The organism is Nonomuraea sp. B208, from assembly GCF_057536035.1.
In genome coordinates this window covers 48,166-67,178 of the sequence record NZ_BAAJOU010000028.1, presented here as the reverse complement: position 1 = coordinate 67,178, position 19,013 = coordinate 48,166, and the positions used below count along the sequence as shown (strand labels likewise).

The following is a 19,013-nucleotide window of genomic DNA, read 5'->3' as shown; positions in this document are numbered from 1 at the left end:
TGAGTGTTGCCCCTTTCCCCTCGCCCACAATCTCGGGAAAAGTTGTCCTTTCGGACCCCACTCGATGACCCAGAACCTATGATCCCCGCCGGGTGAGAGAACACAACACGAAATGCCATTAGTTTTGGGTATATCTGGCTAACCGCCGGAAATGATCACTTTCCGAGCGAACGCGAAAGCCTTTCGCAATGGGCGCTCAGCAGCTCGACGGTCTCCTCGCGGGTGGTCGTCGTCACCGACAGCTTCGTGAACGCCTGGTGGTAGGACTCCACCGCGCCGGTGTCGGTGAGCAGCTCGTCGCGGTCGATGCCGTGGGCGCAGGCGACGTCGGCCTCGTACGCCTCGGCGAAGCGCCAGAGCGTGAAGGGACCGGTGCGCGGCACGTACGCCGGATCGTCCATCGGCACCACGTGCAGCGAGACGTTGGGCCGCTTGGCCTGGTCCATCAGCGTTTCGAGCTGGCGCAGCTGGATGTGCCTGCCGACGATCGAGCGCAGCAGCACGCTCTCGTCGACGATCGCCCACAGCACGACGCCGCTCTCGCGGGTGAGCGCCTCCTGGCGGGCCGTCACCAGGGCGAGCGCCTCCTCGACGGTCGGCTGGCCGTATGTGGCCGGGCCCATCACGGTGAGCGCGGCGCGGGCGTATTCCTCGGTCTGCAGCAGCGGCGGCACGAACTGGGTGTGGAAGGTGCGGATCAGCGTGGCCCGCTGCTCCAGCGCGTAGGTGGTGGCCAGCCAGACCGGGATGGAGTGCGCGTCGTACCAGGCGGCCTCGCGCTCGCCGCGGGCCAGCGACAGGACGTATTCGCGGATCGGCGGCGAGCCCACGCCGAAGAGGGTGAGCAGCCGCTCGACGGTGATCGGCGGCGGCGCGAGCCGGCCCTCCTCGATGGCGGGGATCGGCGCCGCCCCCCTGCCGAGCGCGGTCTCGACCTGCTCGACCGTCAGGTCGGCGGCCAGCCGCAGCCCGTGCAGCCGGCGGCCGAGCGCGCGGCGCTGCGGGCCGGTCAGCGGGGCGGCGGCCTCGGGGATCTCGTCGGCGGGCTCGGGCTCGTCGGGCAGTCCCTCGGCCCTGCGGGCGAGGTCGACCACGCCGCGCAGCACGCTGAGCGACGCCTCGGACAGGCCGGAGGCGGACAGGCCGAGCGTGGCGGCGCGCACCTGGAGGTCCTCGACCGCGCCGGACTCCAGGTGGTCGTCGCCGACCAGCCAGCCCACGCTCACCTGGAGGCAGGAGGCCAGCGCCCGCAGCACCTGGAGCGTCGGGTTGGTCTGTTTGCCCGTGCGGAGCTGGCTGACGTAGGCGCGGGTGATGGGGATGCCCGCCTCCGTCAGCGTGGAGGCGACCTGGGCGCCCGTGAATCCGCGCTTGGTCAGCGCGAGATCGAGCCGCTCGGCGAAGTTCGCCACGGCACACCTCCTACTGCCCGTGAACTTTTCCAGCGTAAGGGACGCGGGGCCCGGTGTCCCCCGCCATGCGGGCTAGCTCTGCCCCGCGGGTGGGAACCAACTTATGCGGAAACTGTCAGTTGACATAGCCCCCTCTTGAAGCAGACTATCGGAGCACGTTGATAAGTGAGGCTTAACGGCCGGAAGATTCTGGAGAGAGTCCCCGACGAGGAGGTGGCCGGAGGTGACCATGGAAGTCTCGGGCGGTTCCTGGTTCCAAGAGGATTCGGTCCCTTCCCCGCAGGAGCGCGTGGTACATCGCATCTGCAGTCGTGTCGCCGGGGCGGGCGTGCACGTCGCCGATCTGCCTCTGGGCGGCGTACAGGTCTGGCTGGACGACGCCGGCGACCGCTGGCGTCACTACCACCGGATGGCCCGCGAGCTGCGGCTGGCCGGCTGGCACACGGAGACCGGGCCCGACCGGCTGCTGCTGCTCGGCTGGAGCTCGGTGTGCCTGAGCCACCGCGCGAGGATGCTGGGCGCGGCCCTGTCGGGACGGCTCGCCGACTTCGACCGTACGGCGTTCACCGCCGTCATGGCGGCCACCCGGCTGCTGCACGACGGCTTCCCCGCCCAGGACCTCGCGGCCGAGGTGGAGGCGCGCTGCCGCCGCCTGCTGCGCTGGCCCGAGCGGCTGGCCGACCTCGACGGCCTGCAACGTACGTCGTCGCTGGAGCCCATGCGGCTCCGCCTGGCCCAGGTCGCCGGGCTGGAGGCCAAGGTGGGCAGGCGCTGCGGCGAGCACCTGGCACTCGCGGCGAAGGTCGCGCGGATGGTCGCCGGCGGCGCGATGCCGGCCGCCGCCCCCGCGGGCGGCCCGCGGGCCCGGCACGCCGGCCGGACGGCCGAGCGGGCGGGGCTGGGCCAGCGGGCCGGGCTGACCGAGCGCATGGTCTGCGCCAGCGTGCCGAACCTGGCCTTGAGCGCGGTGACCGCGCGATGACGACCGCTTCACTCCACACGTACGCGCCGCCGTCCGCGAGCGGGCCCGGCCCGCTCGTCCCCGCAAGGGGACCGGCGGCGCGCCTGGCGCTGGCCCCGGCGCTGTCCTGCCTTCCCGGCACCGTGCGGCACGTGCCCGAGAAAATCGGCGCGGTGCTGTTGGCCAGCGCGGTCGCGGCTGGCGTGCTGGCCAAACCGGAGGACAGCGCCTGGGGTCGGCTGGGTGCGCGTCCGCCGGGGTGCGGGGTCGCGCCCCGCCCCCGGCGGCGCGCGGCCCCGACGACACATCTCTTCACCGAAATGCTGATGACCACAAGGGACGGGATCATCTCTGGCGGGGGTTCCGTCCCGTGCGGAGGCCGCGCGAGGCGCGTCTCCGTGTCCGAGGCCATCGGCATGGGGGCGATGCCGGGCAGTGCGATCGGCGTGACGGGCGCCGCTGTGCTGATCGGCCGGCCGTCAGGGAACGGTCCGGTGCCCAAGCGTTCCTCCGTGCTGGTGGCCGTCCTGATGGCCGCCGTTCCGCTCGACTCCGCGGCGCTGGTGCGGGTCGCCGCCGCGTCGAGCCATGAGACCGCACGTCGATCTCACCACCGATCTCAACGTCGATCTCAGCGCGCGGCAGGTGGGGGGCCGGCGATGCCGAGCCGGCCCTCCGCCCACTCCGGGCGCGACCGGTTTCATCGGGTCCCCAGCCCAGCCATGCACCGATAGACAGGAGCGGACATGCTCGCGGACGAGATGCGCAGGTCACGACCACACGAGGTTCGCCCGGCCCGGCCAGGGCCGCCGCACGACGAACCCGGCGCCGAGACGGAAGCGCGCGGCGCGCACCGGTTGCGCAGGATACGGCGGACACCCGTGCCGCCCGGCCGGACGCCGCGGCACCGTGCGCACTGATCCCGCCGCTCCCGAGGAGACCTCGATGCGCACTCGTTCGGTGGTGAGCCGCGGCAGGGTGGGCGTGATCGTGGCGCCCGCGAACCCGTCTGCGGAGCCGGAGCTGACCCGCCTGCTCGGGTCGCGGGCCGACATGCACGTGGCCCGCTTCCCCGTACGGCGCGGGCTGCCCCTGGCCGAGCGCCTGGAGAGCTACAACGACGAGCTCCCCCTCATGGTGTACGCCTTCGACGGCCTGCCGCTCAACGCCATGGTCATGGCCTGCAGCGAGCCCCGCTACCTGCTCGGACCCGACGAGGACCGCGAGCAGTGCGCGCGGCTGAGCGCGGCGGCCGGCGCGCCGTTCGCCTCGTCCACCCTCGCCACCCGTGAGGCGCTGGCGCATGTCGGGGTGAGCGACATCGTGCTGGTGTCGCCGTACCAGCCGTGGCTGACGGAGCTCGCCGAACGCTTCTGGAAGACCGCCGGGCTGACGGTCACCCAGACGGTGCAGGTGCGCGCCAAGACCGGCTACTCCTCGTACGCGGTCACCCCCTCCGAGCTGATCAGCCAGGTCGAGCTGGCCGACGTGCCCGAGGACGCGGTGCTGCTGTTCACCGGCACCGGCCTGCCCACGCTGCCCGTGCTCGGCCCGCTGAGCACCGGCAACGACCGGCTGCTGCTCACCTCGAACCTCTGCACGGCCTGGTGGGCGCTGTCACGGGCCACCGGCCAGCACGTGACGCTGAGCCGCGTCCCCCACCGCAGCCGCGTCCCCGCGCAGGGAGGTCACGTCCCGGCGCAGGGAGGCCCCGTGCCGCCGCAGGGGAGCCCGATCCCCGCGCAGGGGAGGCGCCCGGCATGAACGGCGTCATCGTGGTGGGCGCGGGGCCCGCGGGACTGACCGCGGCGCTCTCGCTGGCCAGGGCGGCGATCCCGGTCACCGTGCTGGAGAGCGGGAACGAGCCGCCGCGCCAGCCACGCGCCTGCACCTTCCACCCGGCCACGCTCGACCTGCTCGACGGGCTGGGCGTGGCGGCGCCGCTGGTCGCGGGAGGGCGGGTCGTGGACCGGGTCCAGTGGCGCGACCGGCTCGGGACCGTGCTCGCCGAGATGGGCATGAACCGGCTGGACGGGCTGACCCGGCACCCGTTCCGCGTCCACGCCGACCAGAACGCGCTCACGCCGCTGCTGCTGCGGGCGCTCGCCGTCTACGGCGACGCCGACGTGCGCTTCGGCGCCCGCGTGGACGGCGTGGCCGAGGGCGGCACGGGCATCCGGGTCCGCGTGGGCCACACCTGGACGCGGGCCAGGTACCTCATCGCGGCCGACGGCGCGCAGAGCACCGTGCGGGCCGCGCTGGGGCTGCCGTTCCCCCGGTCGGGGCACATCGCGCAGGCGCTGCGGGTGTTCACCGACTCGCCGCTGGACCGGATGCTGCCGAGCCTCGCGCCGCTCACGTACGTGCGCGACGTCCAGCAGTCGTGCACCCTGTTCGGGCTGTCCGACCACTGGCGGATCATCTTCAAGATCCCCGTGGACGGGCACGAGCCGCTGTCGCAGGGGAACCTGTCGATGCTGGTGCGCCGGGCGCTGCCGGGCGCGGGCGGGCCGATCAGGGTGGCCGGCGCGGACCGGTTCGGCCTGTCGCGGGGGGTGCTGCCCTCGTACCGGTGCGGGCGGGTGCTGTTCGTCGGCGACGCGGCGCACCTGACCTCGACCGTCGGCGGGCTCAACATGAACGCCGGCATCCACGACGCCGCCGAGGCCGCCCAGGTGATCGCCGCCGTGCTGCGCGGCCGCGCCCGGCCGGCCGCGCTGGAGGCGTGGGCGTGGCGGCGGCGCTCGGTGCTGATGCAGCGGGTGCTGCCGCGTGGCGAGACCCGGCTGGTGGGCGTGCGCGAGCACGACAGCGCCCGGCTGGCCGCGGCCATGGACGGGTTGCGGGCGATCGCCGGCGACCCCGACGCGACCCGGGCGTACCTGGCCCAGGCGTCCCTGCTCGACAACGTGCCGGGACGAACGTGACGAGGAGGTGACAGCCGGATGTGGCGGACACTGTCCGACGACGCGCGGCAGGCCATCCGTGACCTGTGCGACCAGCACGGGGCGCGCCTGTACGACTACTGCCGCACCGAGCTGGCCGAGGGCGACGCCGAGCAGGCGGTCGCCGGCGCGCTGCTGACGGCTCACCTGTACGCCGAGCGCGCGGGCGACCCGGCGCTCAACCGGCCCTGGATGTACGCGCTGGCCCGCGCCCACCGCGCCGTCGTCGCCAAACCGGCGAGCATCGGCTCCTGGTCCCGCCCCGGCCGCATGTCGGAGCTGCTGCCCGAGGCCCTGCTGTCGCTGGAGCGGCCGCAGCGCGAGCTGCTGGACCTGTCCGTACGGCACGGCCTGGCCGACGCCGAGCTCGCCACGATCTTCGAGCTGGACGCGGCCGAGGTGCGCGCGATCGTGACCCGGGCCGCGGCCGGCCTGGAGGAGTGGTTCGCCGCGATCCTCGCCGCGCGCGGCCCCGACGGCTGCCCCGACCTGACCGCGCGGGTGTCGGCGTGGATGGCCGCGCCCGGCCGCCGGGCCAGGGCGAGGCTCGGCCGCCACATCCAGTCCTGTGCGACCTGCCGGGCCGCGCCCAGGACCGTGACGGCGGCGGCGCTGCTGCGCCGGCTGCCGATCGCCACCGTGCCCGGCACCCTCGCTGACCGGCTGGCGTCCGCGCAGCCGCTGCCCGGAGAGGGTCCCCTCTGGCGGGCGGACGGCTTCCCCGTGCAGGCACGCACACTGGTGGAGACCGGTTCGGCGGAGACTGGCCGCTGGGCCGGCGCTCCACCGGTCGCCGACGCCACGCCGTCCGTCCCCGTCGCCGACCCCACGACGGCGACGCAGGGAAAGCCCTGGTCGGCGGCGGGCGCGGCCGCCGCCGACCAGGAGCTCCCCGCCGCTCCCGCAGCGCGCGGGCGGCATCCGTTCGCGCCGCAGAGCCGGACCAGGGCCTTCCGCGGGGGTGCGTACACCGACAAGCTCGTCTACAGCACCACGCTCAAGGGCGAGAGCAACGGCCACGCCCGGTCCCCCGACGCGATCATCCGCTACGGCGGCATCACGATGAGCGGCGAGCCGGACGGCGCGGGCAAGCAGTGGCAGGACTACTGGAAGGAGCCGCCGGGCGACGACCCGGAGGCGGGCGCCCCGATCCGGGCGGTGTCCCGGCTGGCGCTCGTCCTCGGCGTGGGCCTGCTGGCGGCCGGCCTGGTGTGGGCGCTGCTGAACGCCCGCGACCACCCCGCCGTGGTCACCAAGGCGGCGGCGCAGACGAACGTGCTGCTGGAGCGGCCGTCGAAGTGGGTGGCCGAGGTCACCGCGCCCACGGCGGAGCCGGTCCCCGCCGGGCGTCCCGGGCTGAGCAGCGTGCCGAGGACGGCTGAGCTGCCCCGGCCGGCGCCGCCGGTGGCCCGGCTGACGCCGGCGTCGATCTCGCTGGGCGCGGCCCGCGCCGGGTCGTTCGCGCTGGCGTGCACGGGCCGCTGCACGATCACCTCGGCCAGCGCCACGTCCGGCCTGTCGGTCTCAGGCCGAAACTTCCGGGTACGCGAGGCCGCCGACTGCGGCGACCGGAACCGCAAAGGCCGGATCCTGGTCCGCTGGACCGGGACGGCCACCGGCGACGGCGTGCGCACCGGCGGCACGACCACCGCGCGGGGCACGCTGACCCTCGCCGTGAGCTGGACCACCGGCCGGGGCCCCTGCTAGCAGGGGCCCCGGGCACGGGCTTAGAAGAAGGTGAACCCCTCCTCGGGCTGCGGCAGCTCGACCCGGTCAGGTCCGTGGAACCTGGCCTTGTCCTGCGGCACGTCCGCGAGCGGCGTCCCGAGCACGAACGGCACGGCGACGGAGCTCCGCGACAGGTCGACGGTGACGGTGGCGCCGGTCCCGCTCTCCGCCGTGTAGGTGGAGTCGGTGCCGGCGATCACCAGGCCGATCCTGTGGCCCTTCCTGAAGGTGTAGTCCTGCGGCAGCGTGAGCCACTTGACGGTGCCGTACGTGCCGGCCGGCAGCGGCTTCGCCTGGCTGAGCGAGTCACGGTTCTGCACGTCGATCCAGCCGCGGGCGACGATCTCCAGCGGGCGGGTGGCGACGTTCGTGACGACCTTGCGGTAGCAGCCGTCGTCGGCCGCGGTGCTCTCGCCCCAGCAGTCCTCCTCGGTGAGCGTGGTGATGCCCTGGCCGCGCCGCCAGTCGACGCGGGCGCTCTCGCCGAAGTCGACGAGCAGGGCGGTCAGGTTGGCGGTCGGCTTGTCCAGCTTGACCCGCAGGTCGGCGGTGGGCGTGCCGGACAGGCGCAGGTCCAGCGGGAGCGCCCCGGTCGTGAACGCGACCCGGCCCGGGTGGGCGGTGCCGACGTCGGCCACCATGTCGTTCTCGCTCATGGCGACGTCGGTGAAGGTCGCGGTGCTGTTCCTGGCGGCCGGGCGCAGGCCGAGTGAGCCGTCGGCGGCGGGCCGCAGCGACGCCTTGAGCGCGAGCGGCGCGGGCCAGTCGCGCTGCGTGATCCACTGGGCCGGGCCGATCTCCACGTCGGCGCGGGGCTCCTGCGCGATGCCGTTGCGCACGCCGTGCAGGTAGTGGTCGAACCAGCGGTGCAGGGTGTCCACCCAGAGCCCACGCCGGCCCTCGAAGTCGAACGGGTCCACGTGCTGGGTCTGGCCGACCCAGATCTTGCGCGGCACGCCCCGGTCGGCGAGCGCCTTCCACCAGGTGGAGAAGTTGTCCGGCCGGACGTTGAGGTCGTTGACGGTGTGCACGGCGAACACGCTGGCCCGGACCTTCGAGGCGTCGCCGAGCAGGCCCTTGATGTAGTCGCGTTCGGCCCAGAAGGCGTTGTAGTCACCGGTGGCGTCGCCGTCCTCGGCGTCCATCCGGTCGCGGACCGCCTGGCACTTGGCCTCGGGGTCGGTGTCGACGTAGTTGGCGAGCCAGGAGGCGTAGTCGTAGTTGTAGATCACGCCGTTCGAGCGCTGGTACTTGTACCAGGAGCTGATGGCCGAGATCGGCACGATCGTCTTCAGCCCGGCCACGCCGGTGGCGGCGACGGCGTTGGCCAGCGTGCCGTCGTACGACTTGCCGATCATGGCGGCGCTGCCGGTGGTCCAGTCGGCGACGGCGGGGCTGCCGTCGGCCCTGGTGGCCTTGGCGCGGCCGTTCAGCCAGTCGATGACGGCCTTGCCGCCCAGCACGTCGGCCCTGCCGCCGACGTCGGGGCAGCCGTCGGACTTGGTGGTGCCGAGCATGTCGACGTTGAGCACGGCGTAGCCGCGGGGGACGAAGTAGTTGTCGTAGAAGAGCGGGAACTTCACGACGTCGCCCGCCGCGTCGTAGACCTTGCGCTCGCCTTCGTTGCCGCGGCCGGAGTTGTCGTAGTAGGGGCTCTCGTCGATGATCACCGGCACCTTGAGTCCGGGGCCGGACTCCTTGGGGCGGATGATGTCCACGCGTACCTTGTCGAGCGCGCCGTCGGCGTCGCTGTCGACGGGGGACTCGACGTACACGTGCTCGCGGACGGCGTCGGCGTAGGAGAAGACGGGTTGGGTGCGGCCGTTCTCGACAGTGATGGCCGGAGTGGCGGCGCGCGCGGGGAGCGCCGTGACGGTCGTGGTCGCCAGGGTGACCGCGAGGGTGACCGGCAGGGCCACGAGGGCCGGACGTAAGGATGACACGCATGACCTCCAGAGGAGCATCCGGGACAAAACGCAATCTCTCAGACAGCCGGTGACGGTGACAAGATTCGACTCGCGGAGGTCGTGGCCGGATGCCCGGCGGGCGAACCGCTTAGGGTGAGAGTCCCCACCCGAAGGAGAAGAGGGGGCACATGCGCAACGTCGCGCGGACCTCGCTCGTCGACGCGGCCATCGGCGAGCTCCGCCGGGAGATCGCCGACGGCACCTGGCCGGTCGGGACGAAGATCCCGTCCGAGAGTCAGCTCGCCCAGAGCCTCGGCATGAGCCGCCTGTCGGTACGCGAGGCGGTGCGCGTCCTCGTCCACGCCGGGCTCCTGCACACGCGGCAGGGCGACGGCACGTACGTCACCGCGACCGACGAGTCCAGGGTCGCGCTGCGCCGCCGCCTCGACACGGCGGCCGCCATGGACATCATCGACGTACGCCGCGGCCTCGACCTCGTGGCCGCCCGCCTGGCCGCCGGCCGCCGCACCGACGAGGACCTGCTCGCGCTGCGCGAGATCCTCGCCCGCAGGGCCGCCGCCGCCCGGGCCGGCGACCTCGACGGCTTCGCCGACGCCGACGTGGAGTTCCACGTACGGGTGGCCGACGCCGCCCACAACCCGCTCCTCGCCGACCTCTACCGGGGCATGAGCGACGCGCTGCGCGACAGCGTCCGCGACCAGGAGGAGGCGGCGCTGACGCCGGACACCTCGCACGAGGAGCTGCTGGGCGCGATCGAGGACGGCGACCCGGGGCGCGCGGTCGCCGTCTCGATCGCCATCCTCGACCAGCAGGCCCGCGAGCTCTGACGCGTCAGGGGCTCAGCCGGAGATCACGATGGTCTCGGCGGAGGGATCGCGCGGCGGCTCCTGGTCCTCGGTCTCCCGCCGCCTGACCAGCCACCACCCCGCGCCCGCGAGCGCCGCTCCCCCGGCCGCCGCGAGCGGCAGCGTCCACGCCGGCACCCCAGTGGCCTCCGCCACCCTGGACGGAGGGGGCGAAGGGGGCGGAGGGGGCGGAGCGGAGGCCGCGGCCGTGGCCCGCGCGACCGGCGCCGGCTCCGCGGGCAGGTCGGGGAAGCCCGGCGGCCGCACCGCGCCCCAGTAGTCCACCCCCTGCGCCACGAACCCCTCGATCGACTCCTCGCGCACCGGCTCGGCCTTCAGCCCGCCGGGCACGGACACCGTCCCCGCCGGGTACGGCGCGAACATCCCCTGCATCCCCTCGATCTTCCAGTCGCCCTCCGGCAGCACCACGGAGGCGGCGTAGTGCCCGGCCTCCGGCAGCGGCGTGCCAGGGAAGGTCAGGCTTCGGCCGTCCGGACTGGTGAAGCGCAGCCCGACCGGCGACAGCTCGCCCTCGTACGGATGGGTGCCGTGCTGCAGCACCCAGAACCCCAGCGTGTACGACGTCCCCGCCACGAACCGCTGCGGCGCCGGGTCCAGTGACGTCTCGGCCCACGCCCCGCTCGCGCCGCCGAGCCAGCCGGCGACCAGCAGAGCCAGAATCCATTTCATACGCCGGATACACCGCCCGCCGGGCGGAGGTTCCCGGACATTCGACATTTCCTGATGGGAGGCGCGTCATTCCCGTGCCTGACGCGCACAATGAAAAGGCAGGGCGAGAATTCGGCGAGGAGCGAGGAGGCTGCCGCCGTGTCCGCCGCCGGACGTCAGAATCTCGACGCGATGCTGGACGTGCTCGTCTACGAGAACGTGCTGGTGGCGTGGCGGCACGCGCCGCTGGGCGGCTACCTGATCGTCTCTCACGAGGGCGAGGAGATCAGGCTGACCGCGCAGCAGGCGGACATGTGGTCGCGGGGCGCGTTCGCCGTCTATCTGGCGCTGGTCGACGCCCGCAGGATCAGCCCGCGCATCCCCGGCGACGGCGCACGCCACTAGGGCGTCAGGGGTTGCGCGCGCGCCCCAGGATGTGGGTCAGCGTCGGCGACGACGGCAGCGGCTTGAAGGGGAAGCGCTCGCACTCCTCGATGACGAGCCCGCTGTCGCGGAGGGCGCGGGCGGTGTCGCGGTTGGGCCGGCAGCCACCGGTCACCAGGCGCCACAGCGGCGTGACGGCGTGCTGGAGCAGGCCCACCGCCGGGCGGGGCGAGCGTACGTGCTCGAAGAAGCGCACCTCGCCGCCGGGCCGCAGCACGCGGCGCACCTCGGCCAGCGCGGCCCGCTGGTCCGGCACCGAGCACAGCACCAGCGACAGCACCACCGCGTCACAGCCGCCGTCGGCGACCGGCAGCGCCCCGCCGTGGCCGGCCACCACGCGCACGGGCACCTTCGCGGCTGCCGCGGCCCGCTCGGCGTACGCGCGCAGCACGTCGTCCGGCTCGACCGCGACGACCTCGCGCACCTCGGCCGGGTAGTGCGCGAAGTTCAGCCCGTTGCCCGCGCCGACCTCCACGACCCGCCCGGACAGGCCGGTCAGCAGGCGCCCGCGCAGCTCGCCGGTGGCGCGGCTCTCCGCCTCGGCGCTCAGCCTGGCGTAGGCGCGGGCGAAGCGCGGATGCTGGAACCGCGACAGGTCCTGCGGCAGATCACCCATGAACCCACCGTAGGTCAGGACCGCACGAGGCGCGCGATCGCGTCCGAGGCCTCCTTGACCTTGGCCTCGGCCTCGGCCCCGCCCTTGCGGGTGGCCTCGGCCACGCAGTGCGCCAGGTGCTCCTCCAGGAGGGACAGCGCGAACGACTGCAGCGCGCTGGTCGTGGCCGAGACCTGGGTGAGGACGTCGATGCAGTACTTGTCGTCCTCGACCATGCGCTGGAGCCCGCGCGCCTGTCCCTCGATGCGGCGCAGCCGCCGCAGGTGCTCCTGCTTGCTGTCGGTGTATCCGGGCATCACGGCCGTCCTTCCGCTCGTCACACCGACCGCAACGCCATACCCCCCTACCGTATTCCGGAGCCCACTCCGGTCAGCCCGCCTTGTTGGTCATGAGGTCCGTGATCTTCCACTGGCCGCCCTGGTCGGCCAGCAGGAACAGCTCGCGGTAGGCGTCGCCGCCCTGCTTGCTGCGGGCGCGGACCACCGCGTACTGCTGGCCGAGGTCGCGCGAGTCCTCGATGGTGTGCGTGGCCTTGGACACGTCCTTGTTCTTGAACTGGTCCTGGTAGAGGCTGCGGATCGCGCTTCCGCCGGTCGCCGTGGCCTTGCCGGCGATGGCGACCACCGCGTCGTCGGAGAAGGAGTTGACCACCTTGTCCACGTTGCCCGACTTCAGCACGTCGAAGAAGTTCTGGACGGCCGAGCGCGCCTGGGCGGCGCCGGCGGTGCCGGTGGGCGAACCCGTCTCCATGGGCGATCCGGACTCCATGCCGGTGCCGGTCTCCATCGGCGACGTCATGCCGGTGGGCGAGGCGGGGCTCGCCTCGCCCTTCATGGCCTGCGAGTCGGTGCCCGCGGCGCAGCCCGCCACCAGCATGGCGGGAACGACGGCGGCCAACAGGAATGCTCTGCGGTGAGAAATCTTGCTCATGGCGGCTTTGATGCCCCGCCGGTCGATTAACGAATGCGTGGTTTAGGCACTTCCGACGGGTTCTTTACTTGGTCCGGTATTACTCGACTGAATGACCCGATATGCCGAGACCGTTCAGAGCTTCGATCGTTGCCGGGGCGAGACCAGCAAAGCGGGAGCCCCCGATACCGTCGCTTCAGTGCCGCGAACCCAGGCGAATCCGGACCCCCTTCCGCAGCGTGAGGACGCCGAGCGTTGCGACAGCTCCGAGACGGGACGCCGTTGCGTCCTGCCGGCGGGCCACCGCAGCCCACACGTCTTCCCGCCGGTCGAGGAGCCACTGCGCTGACTGCTTCGTGCTGACTGCTTCGTGCTGACGGCCACATGCTGACGGCTACGTCCGCACCTCCACCGCCGCACCCGCCCGCCGCACCTCGTAAACCGGCACGCGCACGCCCCGCTCGTCCAGGCAGTGGCCGGTGGCCAGCGAGAACACCTGCTTGTGCAGCGGCGAGGCCACGGTCGGCTCGCCCTTCCTGGTGCCGACGATGCCGCGCGAGAGCACGTACGCCCCGCTGAACGGGTCGAGGTTGTCCAGCGCGTGCAGCCCGCCGTCCCAGGTGCGGAACAGCGCGACCTGCCGGCCCGCCACCAGCACGCACACGCCGCGCTCAGGCAGCAGGTCGTCGTAGCCGCACACCGGCGTCCACGCGGCGCTCATCGGGCCATCACCGGCTTGATCTGGCCGCGCTCGCGCTCGAACACGATCGACGGGTCGGGGACGCCCGGCGCGTTGACGAAGCTGACGAACCGCCGCAGCTTGTCCGGGTCGTCCAGGGTCGCCGACCACTCGTCGGCGTACGTGGCCACGTGGTGCGCCATCTGCGCGTCGAGGTCGGCGCAGATGCCCAGCGAATCTTCCATGATCACCTCACGCAGGTGGTCGAGGCCGCCCTCCAGCGACTCCAGCCACGCGGAGGTGCGCTGGAGGCGGTCGGCGGTGCGGACGTAGTACATCAGGAACCGGTCGATGGTCCTGATCAGCTCCTCTGTGGACAGGTCGGCGGCCAGCAGGTCGGCGTGGCGGGGCTGGAAGCCGCCGTTGCCCGCGACGTACAGGTTCCAGCCCTTCTCGGTGGCGATGATCCCGAAGTCCTTCGAGCGGGCCTCGGCGCACTCGCGCGCGCAGCCGGAGACCGCGGACTTCAGCTTGTGCGGCGAGCGCAGGCCCCGGTAGCGCAGCTCCAGCTCGATCGCCAGGCCCACCGAGTCCTGCACGCCGTAGCGGCACCAGGTCGAGCCGACGCACGACTTCACCGTGCGCAGCGCCTTGCCGTAGGCGTGGCCGGACTCGAACCCGGCGTCCACGAGCCGCCGCCAGATCAGCGGAAGCTGCTCGACGCGGGCGCCGAACAGGTCGATGCGCTGGCCGCCGGTGATCTTCGTGTAGAGGCCGAAGTCGCGGGCCACCTCGCCGATCACGATGAGCTTCTCCGGCGTGATCTCGCCGCCGGGGATGCGCGGCACGACCGAGTACGTGCCGTTCTTCTGGATGTTGGCGAGGAAGGCGTCGTTGGTGTCCTGGAGCGCGGCCCGCTCGCCCTCCAGCACGTGCCCGTTGTGCAGCGAGGCCAGGATGGAGGCCACGGCCGGCTTGCAGACGTCGCAGCCCCTCCCCTGCCCGTGCTCGGCGATGAGCTGCGAGAACGTGGTGATGCGGCGGACCCGTACGATGTCGAACAGCTCGGCCCGTGAGTGCGCGAAGTGCTCGCACAGCGCCTTGCCGACCTCGACGCCCGACTTCTCCAGCAGCCGCTTCAGCATCGGCACGCACGAGCCGCACGTGGTGCCCGCGCGGGTGCACGCCTTGAGCCCCGGCACGTCGGTGACGCCCTGGTCGGCGACGGCGGTGCGGATGTCGTCCGCGCACACGTTGTTGCACGAGCAGACGAGCGCGTCGCCGGGCAGGTCCAGGCTCGCCCCCGCGCCGCTGAAGAGCAGGTCGGACGGCGGGGCGGGCAGCTCCTTGCCCACGAACGGCCGCAGCGAGGCGTACGGCGAGGCGTCGCCCACGCAGATGCCGCCGAGCAGCGTCCGCGCGTCGTCGCTGATGAACAGCTTCTTGTAGACGCCGGCCACCGGGTCCATGTAGGTGACGTCGAGCGCCCCCGTCATGGCCCCGAACTGCGCGACCTCGACGCCGAGCAGCTTGAGCTTGGTGGACAGGTCCGCGCCCGTGAACGTCGCCGAGCCGCCCGTGATCCGGTCGGCGGCGACCTCCGCCATCGTGTTGCACGGCCCCACCAGGCCGTAGATCATGCCGCCGGCCAGCGCGCACTCGCCGATCGCGTAGATCGACGGGTCGGAGGTGCGCATCCCGGGATCGACGACGACGCCGCCCCGCTCGCCCACCTCCAGCCCGGCGGCGCGGGCCAGCTCGTCGCGCGGCCGGATGCCCGCCGAGAACACCACGACCTGCGCCTCCAGCAGCGTCCCGTCCGGCGTGCGCAGCCCGGCGACCCGGCCCGCGCCGTCCACGACGACCTCGCGCACGCCCGAGCCCGCGTGCACGCCGAGCCCCAGGCCCTCGATGTGCCGCCGGAGCACCGCGCCGCCGCCCTCGTCCACCTGCCGGGGCATGAGCCAGGGGCTCATCTCCACGATGTGCGCCTTCAGCCCGAGCGCCCGCAGCGCGTCGGCCGCCTCCAGCCCGAGCAGCCCGCCGCCGACCACGACGCCCTCGGCCGCGTCCTTGGCGGCGGTCCTGATGGCGTCCAGGTCCTCGATCGTGCGGTAGACGTGGGCGTGCTCGGCCCCCGGCACCGGCGGCACGAACGGCGCCGAGCCGGTGGCCAGCACCAGCACGTCGTACGGCAGCGCGCCCCCGTCGGCGGTGAACACCCGCCGCGCCTGCCTGTCGATGCCGGTGACGCGGGTCCCCAGCCGGGTGACGGTGCCCTCGGGCACCTCGTAGGCGAGGTCCTCGGCGCTGGTCCCGGACAGGTACGACGTCAGCCGCACCCGGTCGTAGGCCGGCCGCGGCTCCTCCCCGATCACCGTGACCCGCCCGCCGAAGCCCCTGTCCATGAGGCTTTCGACGAGCCGATGGGCGGCCGGCCCGAACCCGACCACGACGAGCTCCTTCATACGGAAATCCCTTCCTGCTCGCACAGCCAGCCGACGATGCCTTCCACGGCGTCGCGGCAGGTTCCGCATCCGGTGGTGGCGCGGGTGGCGGCGGCCACCCCGGCCAGGTCGCGCGCCCCCGCCTCCCAGCACGCCCTGATCTGGCCCTTGGTCACGTTGTTGCACTGGCAGACCCTGGCCGCGTCCGGCATGAGCGTCGGACTGGCCGCCACGGGCGCCGCCGACAGCCCGGGGAACAGCAGCCCCGCCCGGTCGCCCGGCACCGGCCCGCCACGGTCGAAGAGCTGAGTGAGCGTGCCGACGGCGTCGCTCTCGCCCAGCAGGATCGCGCCGACCAGGCGGCCGTCGCGGATGACGAGCTTGCGGTAGGTGCCGCGGGCCCGGTGGCTGAACCTGACCACCTCGGCGTGCTCCTCGGTGAGGTGCGTCTCGCCCATGGCGGCCAGCTCGACGCTGCGCGCCTTCAGCCGGGTCACCAGGCGGGAGCCGCGGTAGAGCGCCTTGCCGCCGGTGATGACGTCGGCGGCGACGGCGGCCTGCTCCCAGGCGGGGGCGACCAGGCCGTAGACGGTGCCGTCGTGCTCGGCGCACTCCCCGATCGCGAAGATCGACGGGTCGTCGGTACGCAGCTCGTCGTCCACGACGACGCCCCTGCGCACCTCCAGCCCGGCCTCGGCGGCGAGGCCCGTGACCGGCCGGACGCCGCAGGCCAGCACCACGAGCCCGGCCTCGACCAGCTCGCCCCCGGCCAGCCGGACGCCGTCCTCCAGCACCGCCTCGGCGGAGACGCCGGTCCGGGTCTCCACGCCGAGCCCGGCCAGCGTCTCGCCCAGCACCTCGCCGGCCTCGACGTCGAGCTGCCGCTCCATGAGGTGCCCGGCGAGGTGCAGCAGCGTGACCGGCAGCCCGCGCCCGGCCAGGCCGCGGGCCGCCTCGACGCCGAGCAGCCCGCCGCCGACGACCACGGCCCGGCCGGCGTGCTCGGCCGCGGCGAGGATGCGCGCGCAGTCGTCCAGGGTGCGGAACGGCACGGCCCGCTCCACGCCGGGGATCGGCGGCACGACGGCGTCGCTGCCGGTGGCCAGCACCAGCAGGTCGTACGGCTGGCGGCGGCCGCTCGCGGTGACGACGTGCCTGGTCTCCCTGTCGAGGTGGGCGACGGCGTCGCCGAAGACGGCCTCGACGTCGTGGGCGGCGTACCAGGAGGCGTCGAGCAGCCGCACCTGGTCGGGGCGGGAGCCGCCGGCCAGGACCTCCGACAGCAGCACCCGGTTGTAGGGCCGGCACGACTCCGCGCCGAACACGGTGATCCTGATATGGGGATCGCGGGCGCGCACCTCGCTGACGAGCCGCGACCCGGCCATCCCGTTGCCCACGACGACGAGCCTCATGAGTCCCTCTCCACCCTGACCGCGCAGACCTTGAACTCCGGCATCCTCGACGTCGGGTCGAGCGCCGGGTTGGTGAGCCGGTTGGCGCCCTCCCAGTGGAAGGGCATGAACACGGTGTCGCGCCTGATGGCGTCGCTGATCCTGGCGACGGCCTTGGCCTCGCCCCGCCTGCTGGTGAGCCGCACCATGTCCCCGGCGGCGATCTCCAGCCGCTCGGCGAGGTCGGGGTGCAGCTCGACGAAGGGTTCCGGGGCGGCCTGGACGAGCGGCGCGATCCTGCGCGTCTGCGCGCCGCTCTGGTAGTGGGCCAGCAGCCGGCCGGTGGTGAAGTGGACCGGGTAGTCCTCGTCCGGCTCCTCGGCGGCCGGCCGGTGCCGGACCGGCACGAACCTGGCCAAACCGTCCGGGTGCGCGAAACGGTCGAGGAAGGGGCGCGGGGTGCCCGGGTGCCCCGGCTCGGGGCAGGGCCAGAAGACGCCCTTCTCCTCGGCGATGCGCTCGTAGGTGATGCCGGAGTAGTCGGCGGGCCCACCCCGGCCGGCCCGGCGCAGCTCGTCGAACACCTCGGCCGGCTCGGTGGCGAACCGGTGCCCCAGCCGCGCGGCGAGGCCCGCGATGACCTCCAGGTCGCTCCGCACGCCGTCCGGCGGGGCGACCGCCTGGCTGCGCAGCAGCACGCGCCCTTCGAGGTTGGTCATGGTGCCGGACTCCTCGGCCCACTGCGTCACCGGGAACACCACGTCGGCCTGGGCGGCGGTCTCGGACAGGACGAAGTCGCAGGCGACGAGCAGGTCCAGGGCGGCGATCCGGGCGGCGACGTGCTCGGCGGCCGGGGCCGAGATCAGCGGGTTGGAGCCGAACACCAGCAGCGCCCTGGGCCCGCCGGGGGTGCCGAGGGCGTCCAGCAGCTCGTACGTCGACCGCCCCGGCCCCGGCAGCGACTCCGGCGGCACACCCCACACGCCGGCCACGTGCGCCCGCGCCGCCGGGTCGTCGATCCTGCGGTAGCCGGGAAGCTGGTCGGCCTTCTGGCCGTGCTCCCTGCCGCCCTGGCCGTTGCCCTGCCCGGTGACGCAGCCGTAGCCGGAGCCGGCGCGGCCCGGCAGGCCGAGCGCGAGGGCGAGGTTGACGAAGGCGGTGACCGTGTCGGTGCCCTTGGCCTGCTGCTCGACGCCGCGGCCGGTCAGCACGTACGCGTTCGACGCGGCGGCCAGGGCCCGCACCGCCTGCCGCATCCGGTGGACGGGCACGCCGGTGATCCGCTCCACCCGCTCGGGCCACCACTCCGCCAGCGAGGTCCGCACGTCCGCGAAGCCGGTGGTGCGGGCGGCCACGTACGCCTCGTCCACCAGGTTCTCGGCGACGACGAGGTGCAGCAGGCCGAGGGCGAGCGCCAGGTCGGTGCCGGGGGCGGGCTGCAGGTGCAGCCAGGCGAGCCGGGCGGTGGGGCTGCGGCGCGGGTCGATGACGATCAGGCGCGGCCCCTCCAGGTGGCGGACGAGCGGCGGCATGGTCTCGGCCACGTTGCCGCCGGCCAGCAGGACGACGTCGGCCGCGGCCAGGTCGGTGACCGGGAACGGCATCCCCCGGTCCATGCCGAACGCCCGGATCGACGCGGCGGCGGCCGAGGACATGCAGAAGCGGCCGTTGTAGTCGATCTGGCTGGTGCCGAGCGCCACCCGGGCGAACTTGCCCAGCATGTACGCCTTCTCGTTGGTCAGGCCGCCCCCGCCGAACACGGCCACGGCGTCGGGGCCGTGCTCGGCGCGGATCGCGGCCAGCCGGCGGGCGACGTGGTCGAGCGCCACGTCCCACAAGACCGGCTCGCCGTGCAGGAGGGGCGTGGTGAGCCGCTCGCCGCTGGTGAGCAGCTCACCCGCCGTCCAGCCCTTCTGGCAGAGCGCGCCCGAGGCGTTGGCGGGGATGTCCGTCCTCGGCCGGACGGTCAACTCCGGGGCGATCTCCATCCCGCACTGCAGGGCGCAGTACGGGCAGTGCGTCTTCACCGGCTCGCCCAC

At 73.5% G+C, this 19,013-nt stretch carries 17 protein-coding genes; 7 read left to right on the top strand and 10 right to left on the bottom strand.

Features of this window, described 5'->3' with window-relative positions; genetic code table 11:
• Positions 1-155 precede the first annotated feature (155 nt).
• Positions 156-1,412: a helix-turn-helix domain-containing protein gene (locus AC27IY_RS36610; protein ID WP_344212550.1), complete on the bottom strand. Its 1,257-nt coding sequence runs from the start codon at positions 1,410-1,412 to the stop codon at positions 156-158.
• A 289-nt stretch (positions 1,413-1,701) separates the two neighbouring features.
• Here AC27IY_RS36610 and AC27IY_RS36605 point away from each other — a divergent pair, with 289 nt between their 5' ends.
• From AC27IY_RS36605 to AC27IY_RS36585, 5 genes are all read left to right on the top strand, one after another.
• Positions 1,702-2,394, top strand: a complete 693-nt coding sequence (locus tag AC27IY_RS36605) for a hypothetical protein (protein ID WP_487180835.1) — start codon at positions 1,702-1,704, stop codon at positions 2,392-2,394.
• 131 nt (positions 2,395-2,525) lie between these two features.
• A complete protein-coding gene (locus AC27IY_RS36600) occupies positions 2,526-3,107 on the top strand; it encodes a hypothetical protein (RefSeq protein WP_487180834.1) in 582 nt (193 codons plus the stop codon).
• 211 nt (positions 3,108-3,318) lie between these two features.
• Positions 3,319-4,137, top strand: coding sequence for a maleate cis-trans isomerase family protein (locus AC27IY_RS36595; RefSeq protein WP_344212556.1), 819 nt, complete (start codon positions 3,319-3,321; stop codon positions 4,135-4,137).
• Positions 4,134-5,300, top strand: coding sequence for an FAD-dependent oxidoreductase (locus tag AC27IY_RS36590; RefSeq protein ID WP_344212558.1), 1,167 nt, complete (start codon positions 4,134-4,136; stop codon positions 5,298-5,300). Before AC27IY_RS36595 ends, AC27IY_RS36590 begins: the two co-directional genes overlap by 4 nt.
• A gap of 18 nt (positions 5,301-5,318) precedes the next feature.
• Positions 5,319-7,025: an RNA polymerase sigma factor gene (locus AC27IY_RS36585; protein ID WP_487180833.1), complete on the top strand. Its 1,707-nt coding sequence runs from the start codon at positions 5,319-5,321 to the stop codon at positions 7,023-7,025.
• 20 nt (positions 7,026-7,045) lie between these two features.
• Here the strand turns inward: AC27IY_RS36585 and AC27IY_RS36580 are convergent, their stop codons facing one another.
• Positions 7,046-8,989, bottom strand: coding sequence for a Xaa-Pro dipeptidyl-peptidase (locus tag AC27IY_RS36580; protein WP_487180831.1), 1,944 nt, complete (start codon positions 8,987-8,989; stop codon positions 7,046-7,048).
• Between the two features lie 152 nt (positions 8,990-9,141).
• On the opposite strand from AC27IY_RS36580, the gene AC27IY_RS36575 reads away from it, so the two are divergent.
• Complete coding sequence (locus AC27IY_RS36575) at positions 9,142-9,801, top strand: FadR/GntR family transcriptional regulator (protein WP_344212564.1); 660 nt, start codon at positions 9,142-9,144, stop codon at positions 9,799-9,801.
• Positions 9,802-9,813: 12 nt separating this feature from the next.
• On the opposite strand, the gene AC27IY_RS36570 is transcribed toward AC27IY_RS36575, so the two are convergent.
• Positions 9,814-10,509, bottom strand: a complete 696-nt coding sequence (locus AC27IY_RS36570; RefSeq protein ID WP_487180830.1) for an LPXTG cell wall anchor domain-containing protein — start codon at positions 10,507-10,509, stop codon at positions 9,814-9,816.
• 138 nt (positions 10,510-10,647) lie between these two features.
• Between AC27IY_RS36570 and AC27IY_RS36565 the strand changes: the two genes are divergently transcribed.
• A complete protein-coding gene (locus AC27IY_RS36565; protein ID WP_344212568.1) occupies positions 10,648-10,893 on the top strand; it encodes a hypothetical protein in 246 nt (81 codons plus the stop codon).
• A 4-nt stretch (positions 10,894-10,897) separates the two neighbouring features.
• Here AC27IY_RS36565 and AC27IY_RS36560 read toward each other — a convergent pair whose 3' ends face one another.
• The 7 genes from AC27IY_RS36560 to AC27IY_RS36530 all read right to left on the bottom strand — a co-directional run bounded on the left by AC27IY_RS36560 (position 10,898) and on the right by AC27IY_RS36530 (position 19,013).
• A complete protein-coding gene (locus AC27IY_RS36560; protein WP_487180829.1) occupies positions 10,898-11,548 on the bottom strand; it encodes a class I SAM-dependent methyltransferase in 651 nt (216 codons plus the stop codon).
• Positions 11,549-11,562: 14 nt separating this feature from the next.
• Positions 11,563-11,844 (bottom strand): metal-sensitive transcriptional regulator, encoded by a 282-nt coding sequence (locus AC27IY_RS36555; protein ID WP_344212572.1) that lies wholly within the window; start codon positions 11,842-11,844, stop codon positions 11,563-11,565.
• 73 nt (positions 11,845-11,917) lie between these two features.
• Complete coding sequence (locus tag AC27IY_RS36550; protein ID WP_423450915.1) at positions 11,918-12,478, bottom strand: YybH family protein; 561 nt, start codon at positions 12,476-12,478, stop codon at positions 11,918-11,920.
• A gap of 373 nt (positions 12,479-12,851) precedes the next feature.
• The gene (gene nirD / locus AC27IY_RS36545; protein ID WP_364444019.1) at positions 12,852-13,178 is read right to left on the bottom strand and encodes a nitrite reductase small subunit NirD; all 327 of its coding nucleotides are present in this window, start codon (positions 13,176-13,178) and stop codon (positions 12,852-12,854) included.
• A complete protein-coding gene (nirB, locus tag AC27IY_RS36540; protein WP_423450917.1) occupies positions 13,175-15,604 on the bottom strand; it encodes a nitrite reductase large subunit NirB in 2,430 nt (809 codons plus the stop codon). Before nirB ends, nirD begins: the two co-directional genes overlap by 4 nt.
• Entirely contained in the window at positions 15,601-16,995 is a 1,395-nt protein-coding gene (locus AC27IY_RS36535; RefSeq protein WP_364444015.1) for an FAD-dependent oxidoreductase, read from the bottom strand. Before AC27IY_RS36535 ends, nirB begins: the two co-directional genes overlap by 4 nt.
• Positions 16,992-19,013, bottom strand: coding sequence for a molybdopterin oxidoreductase family protein (locus AC27IY_RS36530; RefSeq protein ID WP_487180828.1), 2,022 nt, complete (start codon positions 19,011-19,013; stop codon positions 16,992-16,994). Before AC27IY_RS36530 ends, AC27IY_RS36535 begins: the two co-directional genes overlap by 4 nt.